The following is a 25,046-nucleotide window of genomic DNA, read 5'->3' as shown; positions in this document are numbered from 1 at the left end:
CCTGTTATCTGCTAGACCGATTCAACGTCGGCCTGCGCCCTCTGAGTGCTGCACTCCGCAATCCCTCCTTTTCAGCGCGCCGATCATCTGGGTACTTTCAAGCTTGGAGGCGATAGTTCGTGCTGCTCAATGCGGCGCTCTAAGCGGTTTTGCTTGCTCTTGATTCTCAAGCTCATATCTCTATAACATAGGTAACTAATTTATATTTATGGGTGATATTGAGTATGGAGCTGCAACGGTTGTTTCGGCCGCGTTCTGTCGCGATTATCGGTGCTTCCGATAAAAACCCTTGGTCGGCCTTGGTTTCCCATAGCCTGAAATCCTTGGGCTTCAGCGGCCCTGTGCACCTAGTGAACCGCCGCGGTAGTGATGCTCTTGGTCAATCAACCGTACAGTCATGCTCTGAGCTCACAGGCGTGGATGCAGCCTTCATTGCTGTACCGGCTGTGGCTCTGCTGGATGCAATCGAGGATATGGCGGCCGGCGGCATTAAATATGGTGCTGTAGTGAGTTCCGGCTTTGCCGAAACCGGTGCCGCTGGAGCGGCGGATCAATCCCGCGTTTTTGCCAGAGCTTTGGAGCTCGGTGTCACGTTATTGGGGCCCAACAGCCTGGGCTTCTCCAACTTCGTCGACAACGTTTCACTCTCTGCCATTCCCATCAGACTGCCGACGCTGGCGCAGCCTCGTGTGGCGCTGGTGAGCCAGAGCGGTGCGACGGCAGCCATGATTTGCTCCTTCGCCCATCAGCAGGGTGTCAGCCTTACTTACTCAGTCGCCATGGGTAACGAGGCAATGGTGGATCTGGCCGATGTCATGCAATTTATGATTGACGACGAGGCTACGCGAGCCATTGCGGTATTCGCCGAATCGATTCGGGACCCGCAGCGATTTGAGGCAGCAGCACGCGCTGCCGCGATCGCCAAGAAACCGATTGTTATCCTTAAGATCGGCACCGGGGAGCTCACCGCCACGGTTGCACAAGCGCACACGGGCGCTCTGGTGGGGGATAACCGAGTGTTTCAGGCAGTGTGTGATGCCTACAACATCGTGCGGGTTTCTTCCCTAGAGGATTTGGTCATCACCGCCGACCTGCTGGCAGCCACAGGCCCAATTGATGCTGACAAAGGCTTTGCGCTGGTCTCCATCTCGGGCGGGGCCTGCGAGATATTCGCCGACCGCGGTGAAGAGCTGGGCATTCCGTTTCCGCAATTCGCCGATTCAACCTTGGAGTCTTTGTCCGGTGTGCTGGCGGATTTCGGTGCTGCGCATAACCCGCTGGATGTCACCGGTGCTGCCATGCGCAGCCCTGAAATTTACTCGGGTGCCATTAAGGCCATCAGTCAGGATCCGGGTATTGGTTTCATCGGGGTAATCGCCGAGATTCCGGCCTCAGAGCAAGCAGCGTCTCTCATGTCTGCGCGGGCCTTGGAAGAAATGTCCGTTGGGTTCAGCAGCTCGGGAGTGCACGGTTGTGTCATTCAGCAAGTGCTCAAGCCGATTACTGACTATGGTCGCAGCGTAATCAACGCCAATGGGCTGCCAGCAGTGACCGGTGGTTTGGATCATGCGGTACGTGCCATCAGTCATCTCTATGCTTGGTCGCGTAATCAAGGGCGCGTCATACCGAGCGAACGGCAGCTCTGCGTTGCCAGTGGGGTCAAGCCGGTAACGGAAAGTGAGACTCTGGCTTTTCTTGCGTCCGCCGGCGTTCCAGTTATTCCCCAGGAGATTGTTCGTACTCGTGCCGAGGCCGAAGCAGCTGCGCGCAAGCTCGGCGGCGCGCTGGTTCTCAAAATTCTGTCGCCGGACATCCAGCACAAGACCGAGGTCGGCGGCGTCCTCCTCAATCTGCAAGGTGTACAGGCCGTCGGTGATGGTTTTGAGCGCATTTTGAATAACGTTCGGGCCGCCAAATCAGAGGCGCACATTGACGGTGTCATCGTCTCGCCTATGCGCCGTGAAGGCACTGAGCTGCTCGTGGGTATCGCGCGTGATCCACTCTGGGGACTGGTGCTGGCGATTGGGTTGGGCGGGGTCTGGGTCGAGCTGCTGAACGACACCCAATTGCGGCGGCTGCCAGTGTCTGCCGCAGAGGTAAAAGACATGCTGGGCAGTTTGCGAGCCGCCAAGCTGCTCATGGGTTACCGCGGTGCTGAACCGGCTGATCTGAACGAGCTTGCCCGCGTTATCGCCGCGATTGGCTATGCTGCGTTGGCGCTGGGTGATGACCTGGATGCCCTGGAGATCAATCCCCTGCGGGTGTCGGGTTCAACTGTCGAAGCACTTGATGCGCTTGCGGTTTGGCGCGCGAATAAATAATAGAAAGGAAGCTATTATGAACAACGAACTTTGCCGCATGACGGGTGCTGAGTTTCCGCTATTTGCCTTCAGCCACTGTCGCGATGTTGTGGCCGCAGTAAGTCGCGCCGGAGGTTTCGGCGTCCTGGGTGGCAGCAGCTTTACCCCAGAAAGTCTGAAGATGGAACTGGACTGGATCGACGCTCACGTCGATGGCAAGCCCTATGGCATCGACATCCTGATTCCAGAACACCAAGCCGTTGCGTCTACTATCAGCTTCGAACAACTGGTCGAGAAAATTCCGGCCAAACATCGCGACTTTGTTGTGGCGTTGCTCGCCAAGCACAATGTGAAAATTGCGCCAGAAAACCTCATCAGTCAGCGGCGTCCACCGACCCTGTCGGATGTTGGCGAAGCGCTGATGGACGTCGCATTCCAGCATCCGATTCGGCTGATTGCTAATGCGCTCGGCATCGCGCCGACAGCAATGATAGAACGCGGTCGCCAGTACGGGGTGCCGGTGGCTGCACTGGTCGGTGCCAAAGAGCACGCCATTCGCCAAGTAAATGCGGGTGTCGACATCATCGTGGCCCAAGGTGGCGAGGCTGGCGGACATTGCGGTGAAGTGTCGACCCTGGTGCTCGTACCTGAGGTTATTCGTGCGATCAAGCCCATTCGTGAAGTCCCCGTATTGGCCGCTGGCGGCATCATGACTGGGCAACAAATGGCCGGCTGCATGGCGATGGGCGCGCAAGGTGCCTGGACCGGTTCGATCTGGTTGGCCACGAACGAGGCAGAAACCAGTGAAACCTTCCGCCAGAAAATGCTGCAGGCGACTTCCCGCGACACCATCCGCTCCACCGCCAGGACAGGCAAGCCGAGTCGCCAGTTGCGTTCAGCTTGGCACGATGCATGGGAGGGTTCGGATAGCCCAGGGGCGTTACCGATGCCATTGATGCCCATGCTCAGCAGCCAGCCACTTGCCGCAGTAGATCGCGCAGCTGACTCGGGTAACCCGCTGGCACGTGAACTGGTCACCTACTTTGTGGGGCAGGGGGTTGGCCTGGTTGACAGCATTCGCTCTTCGCGTGAGGTGGTGGAGACCTTCAAACTCGAGTTCGCCGATGCATTTGGTGGATTGTGCACGGCGTTGGAAGAGTAAGGCTGTACATGAGTTCGATTAATATCGCCGCTCTGGAAAGTTTCTATGTAGGCGGCACGCCGCGTCAGGTGCAGCATCGGATATTCGGAGCGGAAACCCAGGTAGCAGGTGCCATGTATGTACAGCGCCTGGCTCCTCAGAAGCAGTGCTTCCCGTTCCCCATAGTATTCGTTCATGGTGGCATGCACTCCGGCGTTACTTGGGAGACCACGCCTGACGGTCGTGAAGGGTGGCAAACGCTTTTCGTTCGTGCTGGCTTCGAGACGTTGGTGATCGACCAGGCGTGGCGCGGTCGCTCCGCTCCGGATTTGACCGGATTAAACCCCTTTGTTGGGGACGCGGAACCCGTAGGGCCGGTCTTTACCTGTGGCCTGGAGATGGGCGAACGCTTCGCGCGTGGTGGTGGACGCTTTCCGCTGGCACAGTCCCAGTGCTATGGGGCACAGCTCTGGCCGGACTTCGGTGTCCCGGGTGCTATTGCTGCGGGGACGCCAGGGCGCAGTGACCCTCGGGCTCTCGCGCCGCTGCTGGAGCTGATCGATATGCTCGGTAAGGTCGTATTGATCACCCATTCCCAAGGTGGTGATCTAGGGTGGAGGGCGGCGCTCAACAGGCCCTGCCAAGTCGTGGCGATTGTATCGGTCGAGCCGGCGCAGACCTGCCCCGGCCTAGATGACCCAGCATTCCCGGAAATTCCTGTACGTCTTGTCTGGGGGGATAACCTGCCGGAGCAGGCCCCTGCGTTGTCGCTCAAGGATGTCGAGCAGGCGAGGGAGTTATCTCGCAGGCACCCAAACATCAGCCTCGACTACTTGCCTGAGCAGGGCATCCTTGGCAACGGGCACATGCTGATGATGGAAGACAATAACCACGATATAGCGGCGCGAGTGAGTGCCTGGCTGTTGTCGATACGTTTCGAGTAATGAGGTAGCACCCGGGCGTAAGAAGTCGCGTCCGGCCGTTTTTTCCTGTGCCAATGTGGACTGCATCTAACCATCGACTACATCGAAGTTGCCCGCTGCTTCGTAGCAACTCTTAGTAGAGGCCTACCCATTCTTATCCAGGCTACCTCGCTATAAGAACCTCTCGTGAGGACATTGAGCTTTTGAAGATGCATCACGTGAATAATTATTGGAAGCTACACTTTCGGTGCCGCCCACTCCGGCTTTTCAGCCACGAACCTTGGCCGCAACCTCCCATTTTCCCTGAAGCTGCTGGCTGATCTGATCGGCCCTCTGTCTCGCGATCGGAGCTGATGGCGCTGTAACTACCCTATACGCTGCGGGCGGCAATTACACCGGCCCTTCGGGAAAAGGCTAGTAAAAAGGCCCTCCGACCAAAGTCGGCTGCGCGGAACATGCCAGCAACCTCGCAGCCTGCAAACGGTTATGGGAAATATCCGAAAAGATGACAGCGTTCACCTTCGCGTATAGCTAAGGCCATCAGGCCGGTGATATGCGCGCAGTCTCGTTAGCGTGGTTCGATTGCGTTGATAGCGAGTTGCTGCTCAATCCGGGAGAGTCGGGCGCTAACGTCTTCCATGCCTTTGTCGCGGTAGGCCAGCAAGGCGGGCATGACGAAGTCGGTTACGTAAGCCAGTACGTCGGCGGGGTTGTTTGACCATGGCGGCGGCAGCTGGCGGACGGAACTCGCATTTCGAACCAGCCATTCCGCCATCTGCTCCGCGCTTAGATCAGCGCGAAAGCTGCCGTCGCGCTGGCCGACTTGTAAGAGCGGAAGCAACGGGCTGGCCACAAGTTGTCTGGCGTTATCTGTACTGACGACCATGTTGGACAGGCGCATCAGGTCACTGCTTTCTTCGATCATTTTGAGGATCGGTGGATCGAAGTTGCGCCCGGAAATACGCGCTACCACCAGGGCCACCCGTGCAGTCACTGGCATCTCTGCGCCAGCGCTTTCGTTGATGGCTGCCGCAAACAGATCACGCGCGGCGCGAACGGCTAGCTCAACGGTTACGCCGTCTATGCCAGAAAAGTGGCGATAGAAGGTTCCGCGCGAAACGCCGGCTTCCTGCAGCACGTCCTCCACTCGGGTGCTGCGCAAGCCGTGTTGCTCGAAACACTGCATCGCGGCTGAAAGAATCAATTCGCGACTGCTGGTGGCTCGCCGTGGCTCGTAGGGGCTATTGGTCGCTACCATATACATAAAGCCTTATTTGTATTGTGCAAACAGTATTTGTTGACTAGTGTGTATCTATCAAGTCTACTTTAAGTTCAGAGTAATTTATACGAAATGGATTTTTTGTTCATTTAAAGTGCTGAGGTCGCTTATTGAGGGCGATGCGCTGTTCGAGCGCACCCTCTTCTTGTGGTGGAGGTCTCAGTGGTCCGTAAGTCTCGTCCTGTTGTCACTTCGAAAAGGATTGCTAAGCATGCCTCTAGACTCACCCAGCGCCGCTCTGGCGGAACTCTTTGCGAAGGCTAGAACCAAACCATTAAACGAGATGACCGCGCAGGAGGTCCGTGCAGGAGCCTCCAAGTTGCGGGCAATGTATGGCCAGGGGCCGGAGATGGGCAGCGTCCATGAAGTTGCCGTGGAAAGCGGTGAGCAGACCATCGAAGCCCGTTTACTTGTCCCTCAGTCACCACCGCGGGCGCTGATTGTCTATTTCCACGGTGGTGGTTGGGTGACCGGTCACATTGACGATTTTGACGTTCTGGCGCGCAAGCTGGCACAGCGCAGCAGTTGCGCTGTGCTGCTGGTGAATTATCGCCTGGCCCCAGAATATCGTTTTCCGGCTGCGATCGATGACGCGACGAATGCGCTGCAATGGGCCGCGACCCAAGGGCAGCTTTTGCTCGGGGCTGCTTCGCCACTGCCACTCATTGTCGCCGGCGACAGCGCGGGGGGCAATATCGCCGCTGTAGTGGCGCGTTGGGCGCGGGATAAAGGTCAGCCTGAGATCGCCGCCCAAGTGTTGCTCTACCCGGTTACCGATGCTGACTTTGCAAGGCCTTCTTATGTTGATCCGCAACTGCAGCCGCTGTTGACGGGCGAGATGATGCGCTGGTACTGGGATCATTACCTGCCCGACGCCGTGCAACGCCAGCACCCGGACGCTTCGCCGCTTCTGGCGCAGGACCTGCGTGGGCTGCCGCCAACCCTGCTGATCACTGCGGAATACGATCCGCTACGCGATGAAGGCGAGGCGTATGCGGCCCGGCTGGTCGCCGCTGGTGTGCCGACAGAGTTTGAGCGCTACTTGGGGCAGTTCCACGGTTTTGCCTCCTTCGTGAACATGCTGCCTGGCAGTGCTGCTGCCATCGAGCATATCGGCCAATTTATCGACCATAGGTTGGCTCGCTGAGCTGGCTGTCCAGTCAGGGGATATTCAAGTCCCTTGCTCCATTCCGCCTTATAAGGATTCTTTGAGCATGTCCGAACACTTCTCTTCCAGTCCGACCTCGATGTCGAATAATTCTGACCAGATCGATGCTGTTGTCGTCGGCGCCGGTTTCGCCGGTCTTTACTTGCTCCACAAGTTGCGTGGTCTCGGCCTGCGAGTACAGATATTCGACGCGAATGCCGATGTTGGCGGCACTTGGTATGCAAACCGCTACCCAGGCTTGCGCTGCGATGCCGAAAGCGTGGAGTACTCCTATTCCTGGTCTGAGGAGCTGCAGCAGGAGTGGTGCTGGAGCGAGCGCTTCGCGACCCAGCCGGAAATACTGAGCTATATCCAGCACGTCGCCGAGCGTTTTGACCTGCGCCGGCACATCCAATTCAGCACGCGCGTAACCTCGGCTAGTTTCGACGACGCCACGGACCGCTGGAACGTGCTCACCGACCAAGGTAACGCAGTCAGCGCCCGTTACTTCATCATGGCCAGCGGTTGCCTGTCCTCGGCTCGCCTACCTGAGATGGATGGGCTCGAAACCTTCAAGGGCGACAGGTACCACACTGTCGACTGGCCAACGGCTGGGGTTGATTTCACGGGCAAGCGGGTGGGCATTATTGGCACCGGCTCGACCGGCGTTCAGCTCATCCCGGTTGCCGCGCAGCAGGCGGGGCACCTGTATGTTTTCCAGCGCACACCCGCCTATGTGGTGCCGGCACGCAATGCGCCGCTCAAGGATGATTACGTCGACAAAATTAAGGCCGACTACATTGGTATTCGGGCGAAGGCGCGAGTGCAGGGCCTGGGCCTTCACCCACGACCAACCCAGTCGGCACTGGAGGTCAGTCCTGAGGTGCGGGAGCAGACGTTCGAGCAACAGTGGACCGTCGGCGGTCCGCAGTTCATGTTTACCTACAAGGACATGATGACGAGCAAGGAGTCCAACCAATACGCAGTGGACTTCTTGCATCGCAAGATCCGCAGCATTGTCACTCGTCCTGATGTCGCGGATGAACTTTGCGCCCATGGTTATCCGGTGGGTGCCAAGCGTATCTGTGTCGGTACCGATTACTACGAAACCTACAACCGCGACAACGTCACCCTGGTCAACGTACGCAAGTCGCCTATCGAAGGCATCGTACCGACAGGCATTCGTACACAAGACGGTGAATACGAACTCGATGCGATCGTCTTCGCTACAGGCTTCGATGCCATGACCGGCGCCTTGCTTGACGTGGACATCCGTGGTCGGCAAGGGCTACGTTTATCCGAAAAATGGGCAGCCGGCCCGCTGAACTATTTGGGTGTTGCGATCTCGGGGTTCCCTAACTTCTTCATGATCACCGGACCAGGCAGCCCATCGGTGTTCTCCAACGTTGTGCTCTCGATCGAGCAACATGTTGACTGGGTAACCGACTGTATACGCCACATGCAAGACCAGGGCTTGTCGCGCATAGAGGTAAAGGAGCAGGCGGAGGTGGATTGGGTCGAGCACGTCAATCAGGTGGCGAACTCGACGTTGATCCCGCAAGCCAACTCTTGGTACGTAGGCGCCAACATCCCAGGCAAGCCGCGGGTATTTATGCCGTATGTAGGCGGCGTCGGGCCTTTCCGGCAGAAGTGCGATGCGGAAGCGGAGAGCGGCTACACCAGCTTCGACTTCACCGCAGCCTGAAGTGAGCCATGCGGGCTTGACCCATCACGCTGCCGATCGCCACGCTCCAACGAGCTGGCACCCTCGGCAGCGTGAAGGTCTCGGGCCCTGGAAACTGAGTGCCGCCTTAATCGAATGCCTTAGCCCAACGCTTAGATGATGGGGCGTGATTGCCGCCGTTTTAGGTCGAGCAAGGCAGCACAAGAGAGAACCTGCGTGTAGGCACGAACGGAATTGGCATCAAATGCGATGCAAATGGCTTATCAATTCGGAAGCAAAAAAATGGAGGCAACTGAAGCTTGTGCTTTCAGTTGCCGTCCAGAATAAAAATGCCCTACACCGACGCTGCGGTACAGGGCGTTCTGCGTATTACGCAGCGCTCAAACTTTCAGGTTGTTCAATCAGTCGCTTGAAGGCGGCGAAGACCTGAGCGGCCACTACCCCGTCAACTGCGCGGTGATCCACTGAGACCGTGACATTCATCAGCGTGCCGACTTCGAGTTGGCCATTGCACGCGATTGCGTGTTCTACACCGGCACCGATGGCAAAAATCATCGATTGTGGTGGATTGATGATGGCGCTGAATTCCTCTACACCGAACATCCCCAGATTGGACACGGTCACAGTGCCGCCTTGGTATTCGTTGGGTTTCAGCTTGCCAGACCGGGCACGTTCGGCGAGGGCGCGTATCTCGCTGGCGATTTCTGCCGGTTGCTTCTGCTCGACATTGCGCACGATAGGTGTGATCAAGCCGCGAGGAGTGGCTACCGCGACAGCCACATCTACCTGCTGATGGCGCAGCATGGCCTTTTCGCCCCAGGACACATTGGCATCTGGTACTTCACGCAGGGCGAGCGCGACTGCCCGGACGATCAGATCATTGACGGAGGCTTTGACCTCGGCACCTTCGTTGATCTGTTTGCGCAAGGCGAGCAGGGCGTCGATTCTGCATGCACCCTTTACATAAAAGTGCGGAACCTGCTGTTTGGACTCGGTGAGCCGGCGGGCAATAGTCAGGCGCGTCATGCTGTGTGGCACGCTTTCCGGGGCTGCATTTTCGATTGAGTTATCCATAGCGTTCGCTGCTTTCTCTGTGATCACGTTGTTCGGTTTTATCTGTGTGTGGGCATTCGCAGTAATCACACAGGTAACTGTGTGTACGCAGATGCTCAAAGTATTACTCGCCGATAACTGCAGCTATTTAACTCGCGGAACTAATGACTGGTCGAAGTCGGCGGTGGTTTTGGCGGGCATTTATGCGGTTTCTCTGCGCCTGTCGGAATGCAAAACTTATATAACTAAGATAGCTATATGGCAAGGAAAATCTGCCCAAGTCTTGGAAGGACGCTGCTACGAAAATTATGGTTGACGTAGATATCTAGGTTGCCTACGTTAGGCTTGCTTCAGATGAATCGAAATTAATGAGCGGTACGATTGAGGTAAGCGTCGAGCTGGAGTGTGTCTCCACCTCGGGGCCATCAGAAATGCAGCCTGGAGATCATTCATGCTTCCGCCCGATGAGATGCCTCCCGCAGCGGGATGTCCGCTGAAACGTTGGAGCCGACAGTGGCTCTCCGATGTCTGTCGGCAAGGATTTCAAATCATATTGGTAACGATGGCCAATTCAGCCGCCAGGTGACGTTATGGCACCGATCTGTAGTCAGTACAGGGTGGAGAGATGGCTAAACAATCGGCAAAATTTCCGTACCGTGTCGTGCAATGGGCGACGGGTACATTGGGGCAAGAGTCCCTGCGGCAGATCATTGATCATCCTGATCTGGAGTTGGTAGGTGTCTATGTTTATTCATCCAGCAAGGCGGGGCTGGATGCTGGTGCTCTTTGTGGGCGGGATGCGACGGGCGTGGGTGCCACTAACAGCATTCAAGATATTCTCGATCTTGAGGCTGATTTTGTCCTGCACATGCCGATGCTGGAGCCGACATCGGAGGCTTCCGACCAAGATGTGATCGCTTTGCTGGCGTCAGGTAAGAACGTCATTTCTGTGCGCGGCTATTACTGGCCTCGTTGGCGTGGCGTCGAGTATGAGCGGCAGTTTCTCGATGCCTGTGCCCAGGGCAACAGCACGCTGCACGGCAACGGTATCTGTCCCGGCTTTGTCTTTGATCGGATTGGGCCTGCAGTCACGAGTTTCTGTACCCAGGTTAAATCAGTCAATTTCATTGAGTACTTTGACCTCCGCATGCGGCCGGCCCACACCATCTACGATGTCATTGGGCTCGGACACCCTCCCGGGACCATCACGCTGGATCATCAGAGCCCGCGGACGTTGACCGCGCTGTATAGCGAGATGTATCACCTGATGGCGGCGCAATGGGAAACCGAGGTGCTTTCCATCACGCTCAGTCTGGATTGGATTCCAGCGGAGCAGGACATCCAGATCAAGGCTGGTCTGATACCAGCCGGAACCTCACGAGCCACCATCTGGATCTGGGATATTCAGATGGCCAACGGCCTCGCAGTCAGTCAGAAATCTCATTGGTATGTCGACGAAATACCCGGGTGGGACAAGCGTAACGTCTGGATTGTTGATGTGGACGGCGAGCCTAACTTTCGAGCAGAAATGCCGCTTGAGGCGGTCGGTGCGGATGCCCTCACCAAAGGCGGCTATGACCCCAACGGGAAAGCCATCGCGGCGCTTTGCATCAACGCCATGCCGGAAGTTGCTGCAGCGCCTGCGGGGATACTCAAACCAACCATCTTCGCCCCCTGGCGGGCGCGCTTTCGCTGAGGTTCGCCATGGATGAAGAAGCCGTTGCTGACAACCCCCGCCGCCCCAGTACCGTACCTTGGCGGGTTGGGCTGCTTGTCGACTGGGCTCACCAGACGCAGCCAATGCTGGACTATGCCAATGCTATCGAGCTGGCTTTGGAGCAGGCTTGGCAGGACGGGTTGATAGACCGGCGTGTGGAGTTGGTGACGCGCAAGGTTCATGGCGGTCCTAGCGCATCCGCCCTGGATGTGCGTGCGGCATTCTGCGACCTGGCGTACGAACAACGCGTTCACGCCATTATTGGCCCGACTCTCCCCGACGATCTGATGGCCTGTCGCCACGAGATCGACCGCGCCATGGTGCCGGTGTTGTCTTTTGGTGGCACCCTTAATCTGTCCAGCCCCTTCCTGTTTCAGTTGCCTAATGGCACCTACGCCGACGAAATTCGAATGATCGTCCGCCACGCGCGTCAACAAGGCTTCCAGCGCGTTGCCCTGATTCGCGATGCCAGCATGATGGGGGATGAGTATGCCGTGACGTTCAACCAGGCCATGCGTGAGTGTGGTCTGCACGTGAGCGGCACGTTTGCCATCAGCCCTGCCCCGAGCCAGAACGCAGTGAATGACGCCGTGAAGGCGGCCCAGCTCAGTCAGGCGGATGCCTTGCTGGTGATTTCGGTGGCCATGCACCGTAAGTTCGTCCAAGCGTTAGACGCTTCGGGGTGGACTCCAGGCAAGTTCATGGTCTGTAATTTCGTCGCGGCAATACCGGGGTTCGATGGACCAGAAGCCTTTGAAGGTTGGGTCGGAATTGATCAGTTCGATGAGGCCAATCTGGTTTTCAACTCCATGGTTGATGCGTTCGAGAAACGCTTCGGCCGCTGTGCCGGTCACCCTTATCAGGCCATCGGCTACGACATTGGCCGCACGCTGGCCAAGGCCCTGTCGATGATGGCCCCGTCTACTCCTGAAGGGCTACGTGACGCCTTGGAGCGGGTGCGTATGTTGCCGGCTGCTGCGGGCGGGAAGGGCACGTTGATCAGCTTCGCCAAAAATGTTCGTCGGGGCTATCAGGGTAATTACTTGGTGTGCCGGACGGTTTCTGGCGGTGTTAACCAAGTGCTGGGCGGGCTGCTCGATTATTTGGACTGAGGGGTTTGTATGGCTCTCTTGGTAGCGCCGCTTTTTTCACTAGCCAACGGGCGTTTCGCTGAGAGCTAGTGCTTTGAGAGGCACAGCTATGCCCATTCGGATCTCAGTGTTCCGAGAGAAAAATTCAGCAAAGCTTTCTGGCGACTCTAAGCCATGAATGTATTGGCGATGTGGTTGAGGTGAGGCAGAGTTTTTCGACACGTACACCGAAGGCAGGTACGGCCTGGATGACATGGTTTCTCATGAGTTGGATCTGGACCAGATCAACCATGTCTTTGGCGTGATGCGCAGCGGTGACGTGGTGCGCTATGTGGTGGTTTACCCGGCCTCTAGATGAGTAATTCCAGTGCTTCCGGTACTGGAGAAATTTAGTCCTTTAAGCAGGGAGTTGGTTATGCACGATGTTCCGAATGGGCAGAAACTGCGCGGTAACGTGGCATTTATCACCGGCGGTGCAAGTGGTATCGGTGCAGCTATCGCGGCACTGTTTCAGGCGCAGGGTGCAAAGGTCGTGGTGGCAGATTTCGTCGTCGCCGAAGAGTCTTGGAGCGAATCGTGCCTGCGGGTGAGTCTAGATGTGCGCGACCCTGCCGCATGGGCTAAAGCTGTCGAAATAACATTGGCACGATTTGGTCGTTTGGATATTTTGGTTAATTCAGCCGGGATTTTTGCCATCGCACCTATCGAGCGCGAGACCGTTGAGGGATTTATGCGCATGGTGGAGGTCAACCAGTTGGGTGCCTTTCTCGGTATGCAGGCGGTGCTAGCGCCAATGCGTGAGGTCGGGGGCGGGGCGATAGTCAATATGTCCTCTGCTGCGGGGCTAACAGGCACTGCCCGGACAATTGGCTACTCCGCTACGAAGTGGGCTGTGCGCGGTATGACCAAGGTGGCAGCTCTTGAATTTGCCCCCTTCAACATCAGGGTCAACTCGATTCACCCCTCAGCGGTGGCAACGCCCATGATTGGGGCTGTTCCCGGCATGGCGGATAATGCAGGCAAAAGCACGCCATTGGGACGAGTTGCATTGCCTGAGGAAGTGGCTGAAATGGCGCTGTTTTTAGTTAGCGATTCCGGGCGCTACAGCACGGGTTCCGAGTTTGTTTGTGATGGTGGACTGACTGCCGGTCCGGCCCTTAAGACCTAAAGGTTTGTTGATTGCTCGGCTGAGGCTGTGTCCAATTTCCCTGGAAAGAAAGCCTATACTTAAGGAAGCGTTGCCATTCTTGACGAGTAGCGCGACGTTGGACAACGCCGATTTATCCCGCGCTTACCTTGGAGTCGCCATCCCCCGAATACCGGCAGCGCCAAAATTTACAATGAATTTCCGTGAAGCGGGGGTGCTCTGCCAAAGCGGCATGTCGATGCCGCCGCGGCGGTCGGTGAACAGCGCGAAATAGATCGCCTCAAATGCATCAAAGCCCATATCGAGACGCTTCCTGCTGGCGTGCGGAAGTGCCGCTACCAGTGCATCGACGAAGGCCTTTCGCAGCGGAGCATAGAGCGCCTCGGCGGCGGTGAGTAGTTCGCTGTCGGTGTTGGACGGTAGGCGTATTTGGGTTAATTGCACGGCAAACAGAATGCCTCGATCACCTTTCAGCACGGCGTTAAGAACGGGATTGCTATAGGCCTGCAAAACATCTTCCACAACGGGCTTTCCGCCGGTTTTTTTCAGCAGCGTCTGCAGGGCAGCATGCTGCAGATTGAAGGTCGCCTGCAGCCGTCGTTCCAGCGCTTTTTCGAACAACTCTTTCTTGGTTTTGAAGTAATAGGTCAGCAACCCCTGCTCGATACCGGCTGCTTCGGCAATTTCACGCTGTGTAGCTGTGTCAAAACCTTTGGCGAGAAACATTTCTTCGGCGGCATCAAAAATAAGCGCACGCATTTCTTCGCCGCGCTGTGTGGTTTTGCTTCTGACTGCCATACGAAAAATCCAAAATTACTGAAGCCGTAATTTTGCGGGTCTACGCGGATATTGCAATATTCATGTTGGCTTAAGTAGACTTTGTCGACTGACAAATAAACCTATAAAAATCACTGCGCAAACTGGAGGCAATCCATGGCATTTCGAGGAAAGGTGGTGCTCATCACTGGAGGCGGGTCCGGTATGGGGCGCGCTATGGCTCTGCGCTTGGCCGCAGCGGGCGCGAAGGTGGCCATCGCCGATCTCAACGAGGCGGGTATGGCCGAAGTGGTGGCCCAGCATCCGTCAATCGTGGCGTTCAAATGCAATGTCAGCGTTGCCGATGAGGTCGAAAGGCTGGTCGAGCAGGTCGAGCATACGCTGGGGCCAATCGACCGACTCGCGGCCGCCGCCGGCATCATGCCGGGTGCCACGATTGAAGACATGTCCGCCGAGCGCATAAATCAGATCATGCGCGTCAACTACGAGGGCACAGTGTATGCCGTCAAGGCAGTCCTGCCCGGCATGCGCGCACGCAATAGCGGTGACATCATCTTGTTCGGCTCACTGGCCGGCGTGGTCTTCACCAAGGGAATGGCCGCCTACAATGCCAGTAAGGCAGCCGTGAACGCCTTCGGTGAAGTGCTCGCCCATGAATTGCGTGGCACCGGCCTACGCATCACTACCGTGCGCCCAGGTGCGGTCAACACGCCGCTGATTGGACAGGCTTCGGACGCCGTAAAATCGTTGCGTGATGCAGCGGAAAAAGGCCAGATGGCGGCGCCGGAAGCCATCATCGATGCCATCGAAGCTGGGCTGGGACGCGGCAACCTGTGGATTTATCCGACCGTCGACGCGTGCTTCATACAGTGGCTGCGCCGTTTCTCTCCGGCGCTTGCCTGGTCACTGATGAACTATTTCGCAGCTTGAATTCCACAGCTATGGATACCCAGTCATGAACAAAATCATCGATACAGATCCAGCTAACGTACTGACCCAACTGCAGCAACGCTTCTCAGTCATCAAGCAGGCTGCAACGGCAGAGGGATTCACTCCGGTAGTCGTGCGCATCGACCGACTACGCCGGCTTGAGACCATCATCGTAGACAACCAGCGCGTGCTGGCTGAGGCAGCGATGGCCGATTTCGCGGGGCGTCCCATCATCCAGACGCGTATGGAAATGGTCGGTGCCCTGAGTTCCATTCGCGACGCGATCAAACATGTCCGTCGCTGGGCGAGGTCCGAGAAACGTCCCGTGCCGTTTCCGATGGGCCTGCTGGGCACGCGTGCCCATGTTTTCTATCAGCCACTCGGCGTGGTCGGCGTTATCTCGCCCTGGAACTTCCCGATCGTGTTGTCGCTGGGCGCACTCGCCAGCGTATTCGCCGCAGGCAACCGCGCGATGTTGAAGCCATCCGAGCTGGCGCCCGAAAGCTCGCGCGTGATGAAGGAGCTCATCGAACGCCATTTCGATCCCAGCGAGTTGACTGTAGTGCTCGGCGAGGCGGCGGTTGGCCAAGCGTTTTCACGCATGCCGTTCGACCACTTGTTGTTCACCGGCGCACCGGTGGTGGCGAAACATGTAATGGCGGCTGCCGCCGAGAACTTGGTGCCGGTTACGCTCGAACTTGGCGGTAAATGCCCGGTAATAATAGGTCGCAGTGCCGATATCGATCTCGCCGTCGATCGCGTGATGTGGGGGAAGATTCAAAACGCTGGGCAGATCTGCCTTGCTCCCGATTATGTCTTCGTACCACGGGAGATGGCGGAGTCGTTCATCGAGCGCGCGCACGCAAAAATTCGGGGGTGGTACACGCATATCAAGGACAACGATCAATTTTGCTCGATCATTAGCGAACGTCATTTCGCGCGATTGAACGGTTATGTCGAGCAGGCGCGCGAGCGCGGCGTGCGTATCGAAACCATTGATCCGGCCAAGGGTAACTTCACAGGGCAGAACAGTCGGCGTATCGCACCGACCATTCTGGTCGAGCCGCACGATGACCTGGACATAATGCAGGACGAAATCTTCGGCCCGCTGCTATCGCTAAAAACCTATGAATCGCTGCCTGATGTCATCGATTACATCAACGCTCGGCCGAGACCACTCGCCCTGTATTACTTCGGCAGTGACAAGGCCGAAATGCGTGACCTTAAGGAGCGAACAGTGTCCGGTGGCATGTCGGTCAACGATATCGCCTTGCATGCGGCCAACGAAAACCTGCCACTGGGCGGCGTCGGCAACAGCGGGATGGGGGCGTATCACGGACGTGATGGATTCCGGCAGTTCAGTCATGCGAAAGCGGTGATGACGCAGGGGCGGATCAGTCTCGCCAAGATGTTCTTTAATCCGCCCTATAGCGACAAACAGCAAAAGCTTCTCGATAGACTAATTAAGAAGGCATACTGACTTTTAGTCGTGGTCAGGGGACTTCAACCGTCAGCCCCTGACGTGACGCTGTTGCTGCAACCAAGGCACCTAGAATGGCGTTGACTTCCGTCACATACTCGGCCGTCGATGAACTGGGTTATCTGCCATTCAGTCAGGCCGGGTTTGGGCTGTTATACCATCTGCTTAAGCTGTACGCACACACCAGCGTAGCGATCACAACCAGCCTGAGTGTCGCCGAATGGTCGAGTGTGTTCGGCGACGCCAAGATGACTTGGATGCTTTTTACGTTGGTGCGTTGATGTGGAACCGCAGCAGCCCTTGTTCTTCATGCGTGATATAGCCGTCGCGACCGATGGGGTCTTGGCTCAGCAGCAGGTTGATCACTGCTTGATCATCGCCCGGTACCAAGCAAATAACCCGTTCCCCATTCGGTGTTCGGGCTACCACTGGTGCCTGGGAAGGGGTTCCGTTGCGGTCGTAGATAATGGTGAAGCTCTCGATTGTAGCGGCGCCCTGATAGCTTTCCAGCAAGCGTGACTGCGGTCCTGCAGCTGCGTTCGCATCGGCTTGAACATCGAGCATTTGCGGAGACTTAAGCGGTGGAGTGTTGGCGAGCACGATGGCGGCATGTTTAGTCACGAACTCGCCTTGGCCGTAGATCAGGGCGTTATGTCCCTTGTGCTCCCGCAGTTCGCGGACGGCAGCAGCCAGCGCATGAGTCATGTAGTTATTTGCTGGGCCACCGAAGAAGGTCAAACCACCCGCTAGGCTGAGTCGCTTCTCCAGCGGAAAGCCAAGCGTGCGGCGGGCCATCTTCGGAACTGTGGGAAAGCAGCTGTAAAACTCCACCAAGTCGATGTCGGACGGCTGCAGCTCGGCTTGCGCCAAGGTGCTTTGCAGGACCGCATCCTGCGCTGTGCTGTGATCGAAACGATCTCGGATCAGGAAGTCACTGGCTTCGTTGGCGCGGGCACCGCTCCAGATATAGATGATTTTGCTGGGTGGAATACCAGCGGCTTGCGCTCGTGCCAAGCTGGTAACGAGGATTGCGCCCGCTTGGTTCACCATCGGGTTAGCGACCATCAGTTTGCGATACGGATAGGCGATCATCCGATTGCTGTCGCTGTCTTCGATGATTTGTTCGGCACTATGCGGTTTGCCGAGCCACGCTGACGCGTTGCCAGACGCGGCATCTGCATTTTGGCTCCAGATGCGCGCCGACTCTTGCTGTGCCTGACTGAAGCTTTGCCCCCAGGTGTGGCGGGTGGCGTTCTCGTACAGTGGGTAGACGTGAGTGGGTTGAACCAAGCCATAGCGAGCGGCATGGGGCGTCACAAAGTCCAGAGCGGTCAGCGGCTTGGCGGTCGGATCCACCGGGCCCCAGTCGAGTGGGGGGCCGTTCTGCGCTGCGCGCGCGCGCGTGCGCATGGCTTCTGCGCCGCAGATGAGGGCAACCTTCGAGGTTCCAGCGGCAATGCGTTCCGCCACTTCGCCAAGCAACCGTACAGGCTTCTCTCCGCCGGCGACGCTTTCCTCGGCGTGGGCAGGAGAAATTCCCAAGTCGCTCGCCAGTAATTGCCCGATCTTGTCATATTGGCAACTCATGATCGCCACGACGTCGATGGAGTCAACCTGTTGCAGTAGGCCTGCCGCTTCAGCTCCAGCGATTCTCGCTGCCTCGGCCAGAAGTGCGCGGGGTTCTTGGAGGTTGTCGCGATCGATGCATTCACCGATGCCGACAATCACGGGTATGCGCTGAGGATCGATCATCCCGGCATTCCTTCTTGTAGTGGGAGGAAATTTGTCTGAGGGTCGCGCGAAAACGGCTGCCAGCAAGGGAGCTGACAGCCGTTCGGCGCTAGAGCATGGTGTACACGGACTTGGTTTCGAGGAAGGGCGCGATGCCTTCGAATCCGGATTCACGACCCCAGCCGGACTGCTTGTAGCCACCGAACGGCATGGCTTTGTCGAGGATGCCGTAGCAGTTGATCCAGACGTTGCCGGCACGAATCAGCTTGGCTGCACGGTGTGCGGTAGACACATTGCTGGTGTAGATACCGGCACCCAGACCATAAGGCGTTGCGTTAGCCAGTGCTTCCACTTCTTCGAGGCCGTCGAATGGCATGGCGGTAACCACCGGGCCGAAAATTTCTTCTTCGGCAATGCGAATGACCTTGCGCTCACGGTTGGCGAACACGGTGGGCGTGACGAAGAAGCCTTTATCGCCATGACGTTGGCCACCACACACGAGCTCAGCGCCTTCACTGATACCGCTTTCCACATAAGACAACACGCGCTGCATCTGCAGGGCCGAGACCAGTGGGCCCATTTGGCTTTGTGGGTCGAGACCGCTGCCCAAGCGCATGGCTGCACCGGCTTTGGCTACGCCCTCGATGACTTTGTCGAAGATGCCGCGCTGGATGTACAGGCGCGAACCGGCGAAACACACCTGGCCGCTGTTGGCGAAGATCGCCATGGCTGCGCCGGCGATGGCTTTGTCTAGGTCTGCATCATCGAAAATAAACAGCGGAGACTTGCCGCCCAGCTCTAGCGTGACACGCTTGAGATTGCTGTTCGCCGAGGCGTGGACCAGTTTCTTGCCAACCGCAGTGGAGCCTGTGAAGGTCAGTTTGTCTATGTCCGGATGGTCAGACATGGCTTGACCGGCCACATGGCCATAGCCATTGACGATGTTGATCAGGCCTTTAGGGAATAGCTGCCACTCGTCCAGTAACTCACCGAGGCGCACAGCAGACAAGGGGGTTTGCTCGGCCGGTTTGCAGATGATGCTGCAGCCTGCGGCAATAGCCGGCGCGATCTTGTTGACGAGTACACCCAATGGCGCGTTCCAGGGCGTGATAGAGCCCACTACACCGACCGGTTCAGACTGGGTGTAGGCGTGCATTTCGCGGCCGTTGCCGGAGATTTCTGCAGTCTGGCCATGTAGTTTGGTGACCATGCCTGCGTAATAGCGAAGGCCGTTGACTAGGCTGCCTACCGTGGCTTTGGCAAACATCAATGGCATGCCGTTATCGCGGACTTCCAGCTCGGCAAACTCGTCGGTATGAGCGGCGATTCGGTCGGCGAGCGTCCAGATGGTATTAGCCCGGTCATGGGCGGTCAGCTTGCGCCAAGCGCGTGAATCAAAGCACTCGCGAGCGGCTTGAGCCGCCGTATTGATGTCTTCGGCCGTGCCGGCCGCGACTTCTCCGATGACCTCACCGTTAGCCGGGTCGACCACTTCGATGGCCTCGGTGCCGGTGGAAGCGACGAACTCCCCACCAATGTAATGCAGACGACTTTTATCGATTTGTGTGTAATTCGACATTGCAACCCCGCCCTAACATAGTTAACTATATGTACTTATATAACCATAAAGATCTGGCGTCGGACTGGCAAGCCATATCGTGCGGTAATAATGGGAGGTGATCAGTGGACGAAATGCTGCAGGTAACGCGTGTGGGTGACCACGTGCTGTTGGTGAAAATCAATCGACCGGAAAAGCGCAATGCTATCAATGCCGCGATCGCTCAAGGGATTGGCGAGGCAGTCAAACTGTCTGAAGAGGACCCGCAGATTCGAGCGGTGGTGCTGTCTTCGACTGGCGATCAGAGTTTTTGCGCGGGTGCTGACCTCGCGGAAGTCGCATCGGGAAATCATGCTGCTTTGCTGACCAAGGAAGGCGGGTTCGCCGGGATCATCGAGGCGCAGCGCACCAAGCCCTGGATCGTTGCTGTTGATGCTCCGGCCTATGGCGGTGGCCTGGAAATTTGCCTCGCGTGTGACTTGCTGGTGGCTTCCAGTCGGGCCAGCTTTGGCCTGCCTGAAGTCAAACGCGGCATCTATGCCGGAGCCGGAGGCGTGTTTCGTTTGCCCCGGCGGATTCCACCGGCGATTGCATACGAAATGCTGGTGACGGGGGAGTCGATATCATCCTCACGTGCCTACGAGTTAGGGCTGGTAAATCGGCTGGTTGCGCCTGGCGAAGCCGATGCCGAAGCATTGCGGATGGCGCAGCAGATTGCCGAGTGTGCCCCGATAGCGGTGCAGCAGAGCCTGAAGGTAGCCAAACGCGCAGATGATTTGGATGAGACGGAGCTGTTCGCTGCGATGCGTGAGGCTGGCTGCTTGGTGCGAGAAAGTGCCGACGCGAAGGAAGGCACCAAGGCTTTCCTCGCGCGCCGCAAACCGGTGTGGGGCGGTCGTTAAAATAGGTTCTGGCGCAGGGTTATACCTGCGCCAGATACGCTCTAGCGGGGCAGCCCAAAGCCGCGCTGCGCAATCAGATTGCGCTGGATTTCTGCCGTGCCACCGCCGATTACCGCCATGATTGATGCACGGACATGTTGCTCAATCACGCCACCCATTGGCGCCGCAAGAGACTCTTCGGAAAGTGTTGCGCTGGTTCCGAACAGCTCCAGTGCAGTCTCTCCAAATCGTTCAGAAAAATCCCCGGTAAATAGTTTACTGATGGCACCCTCCAGTAGCGCCGGTTTACCTTTCTGCAGCATCTGGACGGAGCGTATTACAAGTAGCCGTGCGGCCTGGAGTTCAGCCGTCAGTCCTCCTAAGCGGTCGATGACGATCGGGTCATCACTACGATCTTGAAGCGCATTGGCCATGCTTTCCAACAGCCCTTTCAACCGTGCAACGTTGCCGCCCATAAGAACCCGCTCCGACGCCAGAGCAGAGGTGAGTACTCCCCAGCCGCCATTGAGTGGCCCGATGAGGTTCGCCGCCGGCACACGAACCTCATCATAGAAAACTGTCGAGAATGTTCGGCCGTAGAGCGCCATACCTGGCTTGATGTCGACTCCCGGAGCGTTGCTAGGCACGATGAAGAGACTGATGCCTGCGTGCTTGGGTTTCGCATCTAGATCGGTACGTGCGGCGAGAAAGATGTGAGTTGCCGTTTCGGCGAGCGTGGTCCAAAGCTTTTGACCCGTGATTAGGTAGTCGTCGCCATCACGGATGGCCTTGGTACGCAGAGATGCTAGGTCCGAGCCCGCTTGCGGCTCGCTATAGCCGAGGCAGAGCCGGGCTTCGCCACTGGCGATCAGGGGCAGGAATTGATCGCGTTGTGGCTGGGTCCCGAACTTGATAAGTGCGGGCGCGATAAGCCAACTGCCCGCTTGAGCGGGCGCAATCGGCACGCCAGCCCCGTGCATTTCCTCGACAAATGCCAATTGTTCCAGCGGAGAAAACTCCATGCCGCCGTGGCTCTTTGGCCAGTTGACGGCCAGCCAACCTTGCTTCCCAAGCGCGCGAATAAACACAGGGTCCGAATCGCGTTCGGCGAAGGGGCGTAGACGTGCAGTTTGCCGAGCGGCTTCATCCCAGTTCTTACCCAGCCAATTACGCACCTGGCCACGCAGGCGTTCAGCCTCAGTATCGCTTTGAAGTTCAGGCAGCGAACCCGCATTTTCAAGCAGGTATCTGCCCACTTGAAGGCGGGCTAGCGGGGCGCCACCCAGGCGGGTCATGTCTGCATGGATGCGGCGAAAGTGCCGTGGTAGCTCGTGCTCTTCGGCATAGCCAATAGCGCCGAATGTGTGATGCAACTCTAGCGCGACCTTGCGCAATCCAGGGCTGGCCAGAGCGAAGAGGGCAGCCGTCTCAAATGTGCCACTGCCACGCTGAAGGGCATTGGCGCAGTTTTCAATCATCAGGTCACAGACGTCCAGTGTCACTGCGCAGTCGGCTAACTTGTGCTGAATGGCTTGGTAATGCCCGATAACTTGGCCGAACTGTTCGCGGAGTTTGGCGTAGTCAATCGCAAGTTCGAACCCTCTGCGCGCGGCTCCGCTGGCGCGTGCCGCCAGCAGTAGCCTGGCAAGGCTGACCAGCTCGGTTGCCTGTTCCGGGGTCAGCGAAAGCAATTCGCAGCGAACGTCGTGCAGTGAAAGTCTGGCCAGCGAAGGTACCGCGAAGCCTGGGGTTGTCTCACATGTGAGGCCGGTTGCTTGCCGGTTGATTAAGGCCGCGCAAGTACCGTCATGGTTGAAGGCGAGGAGGTGTGTGGCAACAGCCCAGTCCTCAATATTCGCGAGGGCACCATTCGCGATTCCTGAGTCGACATGCAGCGTCCCTGCTTGGTTGTCGCCGTCAAATTGGGAGAAAGCAAGCGCGATGCGCATGTCGCCAGTCTGAATCGCCTCCAATTGTCTTTCTTGGTTACCAATGCGAGCGAGTAGGCGCGTGGCGATGCAGCTACCCAGCAACGGAATGGGCGCCGCTGCACGACCGCTTTCGTGCATGACCATAGCCAGGTCACACACATCTTCCATAGCGGCCACACCGTTCTGACAGAGTTCCACCCAGAGTGCGCAGAGCTTCATGGCGTCCGAAGCGCTGGTCACTGCATTCGCCATTGGCCAGATGCGGCGCAGGATCTCTCTCAGGGCATCCCGGATTAACAGTCGGTTGTCTGCGGCGTTGTCGTTCATGCTGAGCTCTTCTTGTAGTGAGAACGGCGAGGCAAGGCGGGGGCGATCAGCCCTGCGGTCGGTAACAGGCTACCAATAAATGCCTAACATAGATAACCTAGATCCCTACGTTTGCCGTGTGCTATTTTTTTGCTATGGACGTGAAACTATGAATGAAGAGCAATTGCTGTTGCCGCCATTGCCTACAGTTGTACCTATTGCGGCGATGGAGGGCGTCGTCGGGCAGGATGTTATTGATCTCAATGGCCATATGGGGGCCGCTAACTACTACCTGGTTTTCCAGCGTGCCTTGTACCCATTGTTCCGACCGTTAGGGTTTGGCGTACCTTACCGAGAGCGCGGATTGACTGTTTTTCAGCGCGAAGCACACATACGCTACGAGCGTGAGTTGAACTTGGGTGATCCGATTTCTATTCGCAGCTGGTTAGTGGGATACGACCACAAGCGCTTTCATCACTACCATGAGATGCGTAAAGGTCCGGATGGGCCGCTGGTTGCAACTATTGAATACGTTACTACCAATGTGGATTTGGCGACCCGTCGATCCGCGCCCTTTCCTGCCGACGTCGAGGCGAGACTGGCCGTTTTGAGTGAGGCTTTTGCGTCAGTAGAAATTCCCCCTGGCGCGGTACGTTTAATGAACCTGACAGCAAGCCCGCGCACGGCTTCGGAATGAAGGTAAAAAAGCCCGCGTAAGACCCTAGGGCTTACGCGGGCTGATGAAGCGTTATCAAGTCAGATTGCACCAATGCTCGAGAGAGTGCTGATCTCCTCGTTGCTGTAACCAAGTACTTGAGCCAGCACCTCGTCAGTGTGCTGGCCGATGGTCGGAGGCGCAGTGAACATGTCGACCGGGGTCTTCGACAGCCGTATCGGGCTTTTCACTAGCGGAACCTTGCCTGCGGTTGGGTGAGGGACCTCGAAGAACAATTCGCGGTGCAGGACTTGTGGGTCGTTTACCACTTCGCTGGCGTTGTAGATCGGAGCCACAACCACGCCTCTGCCGACGAGGTCGTCAAACAGTTCCTTGGTATGGCGCAGTTTGATCTTCGCTTCGAGCATCGATACCAGCAGATCCTGGTTGATGACCCGGTCCTTGCGAACGGCGAAGCGCGGATCTTCCTTCAGCTCTTCCAGGCCCAAGGCATCGCACAGTTTGCGGTAGTGCACTTCCGCGCCTGCTTGGATGTTCAAGTAGCCATCGGCGCAGGCGAATACCTGCGCTGGCGCTGAGCCAGGAGACTTGGTGCCAAGACGTTCGGGAATTTTTCCTTCCAGCGTCCATTCGATGGTGCGGGGTGCCATTGCCGCAACGCCTACGTCGAGCAATGCCAGATCGATGTACTGCCCGCCACCGCCCGAGTCGCGGTAGCGTAAGGCTGCGAGGATCGCCACGCTGGCATACAGGCCGGTCATCTCGTCAATGACGAATACGCCAACCCGCTGGGGGCCACCGTCGGGCTCTCCAGTGACCGCCATCATGCCGCTCATACCTTGGAATGCGGCGTCATAACCCGGACGCTTTGCGTACGGGCCCGTCTGACCGAAACCGGTGATCGAGCAGTAGATAAGGTTTGGATTGATTTTGGACAGGCTCTCATAGTCCAGGCCGTAGCGCGTCAGATCGCCGACCTTATAGTTTTCGATGAGAACATCTGAATCAGCCGCGAGTTTGCGGATAATCTCCTGCCCTTCAGGCTTGGTGATATCTAAGGTTATGGAGCGTTTGTTGCGGTTGGAGCAGAGGTAATGCCCTGACTCCGGCGTCTGCTGACCATTGGCATCCACGGCGAAGGACGGGCCGTAGCTGCGCATGTCATCGCCAACACCGGGGCGCTCGACTTTGATGACATCGGCGCCCAAGTCGCCAAGGGTTTGTCCGCACCAGGGGGCGGAAACAATCCGCCCCATTTCGAGTACGCGAAGACCTGCGAGTGATTTCGACATTG

At 57.4% G+C, this 25,046-nt stretch carries 19 protein-coding genes and 1 pseudogene; 13 read left to right on the top strand and 7 right to left on the bottom strand.

All coding sequences use genetic code 11. The annotated features are described in order from the left end of the window. The first annotated feature begins 224 nt into the window (after positions 1 to 224). From ALTER154_RS20555 to ALTER154_RS20545, 3 genes are read left to right on the top strand one after another with little or no spacing between them, the layout of a single operon-like run. Complete coding sequence (locus ALTER154_RS20555; protein ID WP_256665706.1) at positions 225 to 2,321, top strand: acetate--CoA ligase family protein; 2,097 nt, start codon at positions 225 to 227, stop codon at positions 2,319 to 2,321. Between the two features lie 16 nt (positions 2,322 to 2,337). Next, positions 2,338 to 3,462: a nitronate monooxygenase gene (locus tag ALTER154_RS20550; RefSeq protein WP_160089853.1), complete on the top strand. Its 1,125-nt coding sequence runs from the start codon at positions 2,338 to 2,340 to the stop codon at positions 3,460 to 3,462. An 8-nt stretch (positions 3,463 to 3,470) separates the two neighbouring features. Then, complete coding sequence (locus tag ALTER154_RS20545; RefSeq protein ID WP_160089851.1) at positions 3,471 to 4,385, top strand: hypothetical protein; 915 nt, start codon at positions 3,471 to 3,473, stop codon at positions 4,383 to 4,385. A 547-nt stretch (positions 4,386 to 4,932) separates the two neighbouring features. Here ALTER154_RS20545 and ALTER154_RS20540 read toward each other — a convergent pair. After that, positions 4,933 to 5,622, bottom strand: a complete 690-nt coding sequence (locus ALTER154_RS20540) for a TetR/AcrR family transcriptional regulator (protein ID WP_160089849.1) — start codon at positions 5,620 to 5,622, stop codon at positions 4,933 to 4,935. A 46-nt stretch (positions 5,623 to 5,668) separates the two neighbouring features. On the opposite strand from ALTER154_RS20540, the gene ALTER154_RS20535 reads away from it, so the two are divergent. Beyond that, complete coding sequence (locus tag ALTER154_RS20535; RefSeq protein ID WP_218585090.1) at positions 5,669 to 6,790, top strand: alpha/beta hydrolase; 1,122 nt, start codon at positions 5,669 to 5,671, stop codon at positions 6,788 to 6,790. Positions 6,791 to 6,857: 67 nt separating this feature from the next. Further along, complete coding sequence (locus ALTER154_RS20530) at positions 6,858 to 8,495, top strand: NAD(P)/FAD-dependent oxidoreductase (protein ID WP_306108838.1); 1,638 nt, start codon at positions 6,858 to 6,860, stop codon at positions 8,493 to 8,495. 348 nt (positions 8,496 to 8,843) lie between these two features. Here ALTER154_RS20530 and ALTER154_RS20525 read toward each other — a convergent pair whose 3' ends face one another. After that, positions 8,844 to 9,617, bottom strand: coding sequence for a 2-oxo acid dehydrogenase subunit E2 (locus ALTER154_RS20525; RefSeq protein ID WP_218585089.1), 774 nt, complete (start codon positions 9,615 to 9,617; stop codon positions 8,844 to 8,846). A 535-nt stretch (positions 9,618 to 10,152) separates the two neighbouring features. On the opposite strand from ALTER154_RS20525, the gene ALTER154_RS20520 reads away from it, so the two are divergent. The 3 genes from ALTER154_RS20520 to ALTER154_RS20510 all read left to right on the top strand — a co-directional run bounded on the left by ALTER154_RS20520 (position 10,153) and on the right by ALTER154_RS20510 (position 13,503). Further along, entirely contained in the window at positions 10,153 to 11,223 is a 1,071-nt protein-coding gene (locus tag ALTER154_RS20520) for a hypothetical protein (RefSeq protein WP_160089847.1), read from the top strand. 8 nt (positions 11,224 to 11,231) lie between these two features. Next, entirely contained in the window at positions 11,232 to 12,356 is a 1,125-nt protein-coding gene (locus tag ALTER154_RS20515) for an ABC transporter substrate-binding protein (RefSeq protein ID WP_160089845.1), read from the top strand. Between the two features lie 394 nt (positions 12,357 to 12,750). Then, positions 12,751 to 13,503: an SDR family oxidoreductase gene (locus ALTER154_RS20510; RefSeq protein WP_160089843.1), complete on the top strand. Its 753-nt coding sequence runs from the start codon at positions 12,751 to 12,753 to the stop codon at positions 13,501 to 13,503. Positions 13,504 to 13,626: 123 nt separating this feature from the next. On the opposite strand, the gene ALTER154_RS20505 is transcribed toward ALTER154_RS20510, so the two are convergent. Next, positions 13,627 to 14,280: a TetR/AcrR family transcriptional regulator gene (locus ALTER154_RS20505; protein WP_160089841.1), complete on the bottom strand. Its 654-nt coding sequence runs from the start codon at positions 14,278 to 14,280 to the stop codon at positions 13,627 to 13,629. Positions 14,281 to 14,415: 135 nt separating this feature from the next. On the opposite strand from ALTER154_RS20505, the gene ALTER154_RS20500 reads away from it, so the two are divergent. The 3 genes and pseudogenes from ALTER154_RS20500 to ALTER154_RS21085 all read left to right on the top strand — a co-directional run. After that, positions 14,416 to 15,189, top strand: coding sequence for an SDR family oxidoreductase (locus ALTER154_RS20500; RefSeq protein ID WP_160089839.1), 774 nt, complete (start codon positions 14,416 to 14,418; stop codon positions 15,187 to 15,189). A 25-nt stretch (positions 15,190 to 15,214) separates the two neighbouring features. Then, entirely contained in the window at positions 15,215 to 16,669 is a 1,455-nt protein-coding gene (locus tag ALTER154_RS20495; protein WP_160089837.1) for a coniferyl aldehyde dehydrogenase, read from the top strand. Positions 16,670 to 16,722: 53 nt separating this feature from the next. Beyond that, positions 16,723 to 16,932 (top strand): annotated as a pseudogene (locus ALTER154_RS21085) (ATP-binding protein); the annotation flags it as partial. A 1-nt stretch (position 16,933) separates the two neighbouring features. On the opposite strand, the gene ALTER154_RS20485 reads toward ALTER154_RS21085, so the two are convergent. Together ALTER154_RS20485 and ALTER154_RS20480 are read right to left on the bottom strand one after the other, a co-directional pair. Next, a complete protein-coding gene (locus ALTER154_RS20485; protein ID WP_160089835.1) occupies positions 16,934 to 18,421 on the bottom strand; it encodes an acetyl-CoA acetyltransferase in 1,488 nt (495 codons plus the stop codon). Between the two features lie 88 nt (positions 18,422 to 18,509). After that, positions 18,510 to 19,979, bottom strand: a complete 1,470-nt coding sequence (locus ALTER154_RS20480) for an aldehyde dehydrogenase (RefSeq protein ID WP_160089833.1) — start codon at positions 19,977 to 19,979, stop codon at positions 18,510 to 18,512. A 113-nt stretch (positions 19,980 to 20,092) separates the two neighbouring features. On the opposite strand from ALTER154_RS20480, the gene ALTER154_RS20475 reads away from it, so the two are divergent. Beyond that, entirely contained in the window at positions 20,093 to 20,860 is a 768-nt protein-coding gene (locus tag ALTER154_RS20475) for an enoyl-CoA hydratase-related protein (protein WP_160090230.1), read from the top strand. 41 nt (positions 20,861 to 20,901) lie between these two features. On the opposite strand, the gene ALTER154_RS20470 is transcribed toward ALTER154_RS20475, so the two are convergent. Continuing rightward, positions 20,902 to 23,097, bottom strand: coding sequence for an acyl-CoA dehydrogenase family protein (locus tag ALTER154_RS20470; protein ID WP_160089831.1), 2,196 nt, complete (start codon positions 23,095 to 23,097; stop codon positions 20,902 to 20,904). Between the two features lie 148 nt (positions 23,098 to 23,245). Here ALTER154_RS20470 and ALTER154_RS20465 point away from each other — a divergent pair, with 148 nt between their 5' ends. Continuing rightward, the gene (locus ALTER154_RS20465; protein ID WP_160089829.1) at positions 23,246 to 23,773 is read left to right on the top strand and encodes a thioesterase family protein; all 528 of its coding nucleotides are present in this window, start codon (positions 23,246 to 23,248) and stop codon (positions 23,771 to 23,773) included. 59 nt (positions 23,774 to 23,832) lie between these two features. Here the strand turns inward: ALTER154_RS20465 and ALTER154_RS20460 are convergent, their stop codons facing one another. After that, complete coding sequence (locus tag ALTER154_RS20460) at positions 23,833 to 25,044, bottom strand: CaiB/BaiF CoA-transferase family protein (protein ID WP_160089827.1); 1,212 nt, start codon at positions 25,042 to 25,044, stop codon at positions 23,833 to 23,835. Between the last annotated feature and the right edge of the window lie 2 nt (positions 25,045 to 25,046).

This window comes from Pseudomonas sp. 9AZ (genome assembly GCF_902506525.1).
GTDB classification, from domain to species: domain Bacteria; phylum Pseudomonadota; class Gammaproteobacteria; order Pseudomonadales; family Pseudomonadaceae; genus Aquipseudomonas; species Aquipseudomonas peli.
This window is presented reverse-complemented; position numbering and strand designations above follow the sequence as displayed.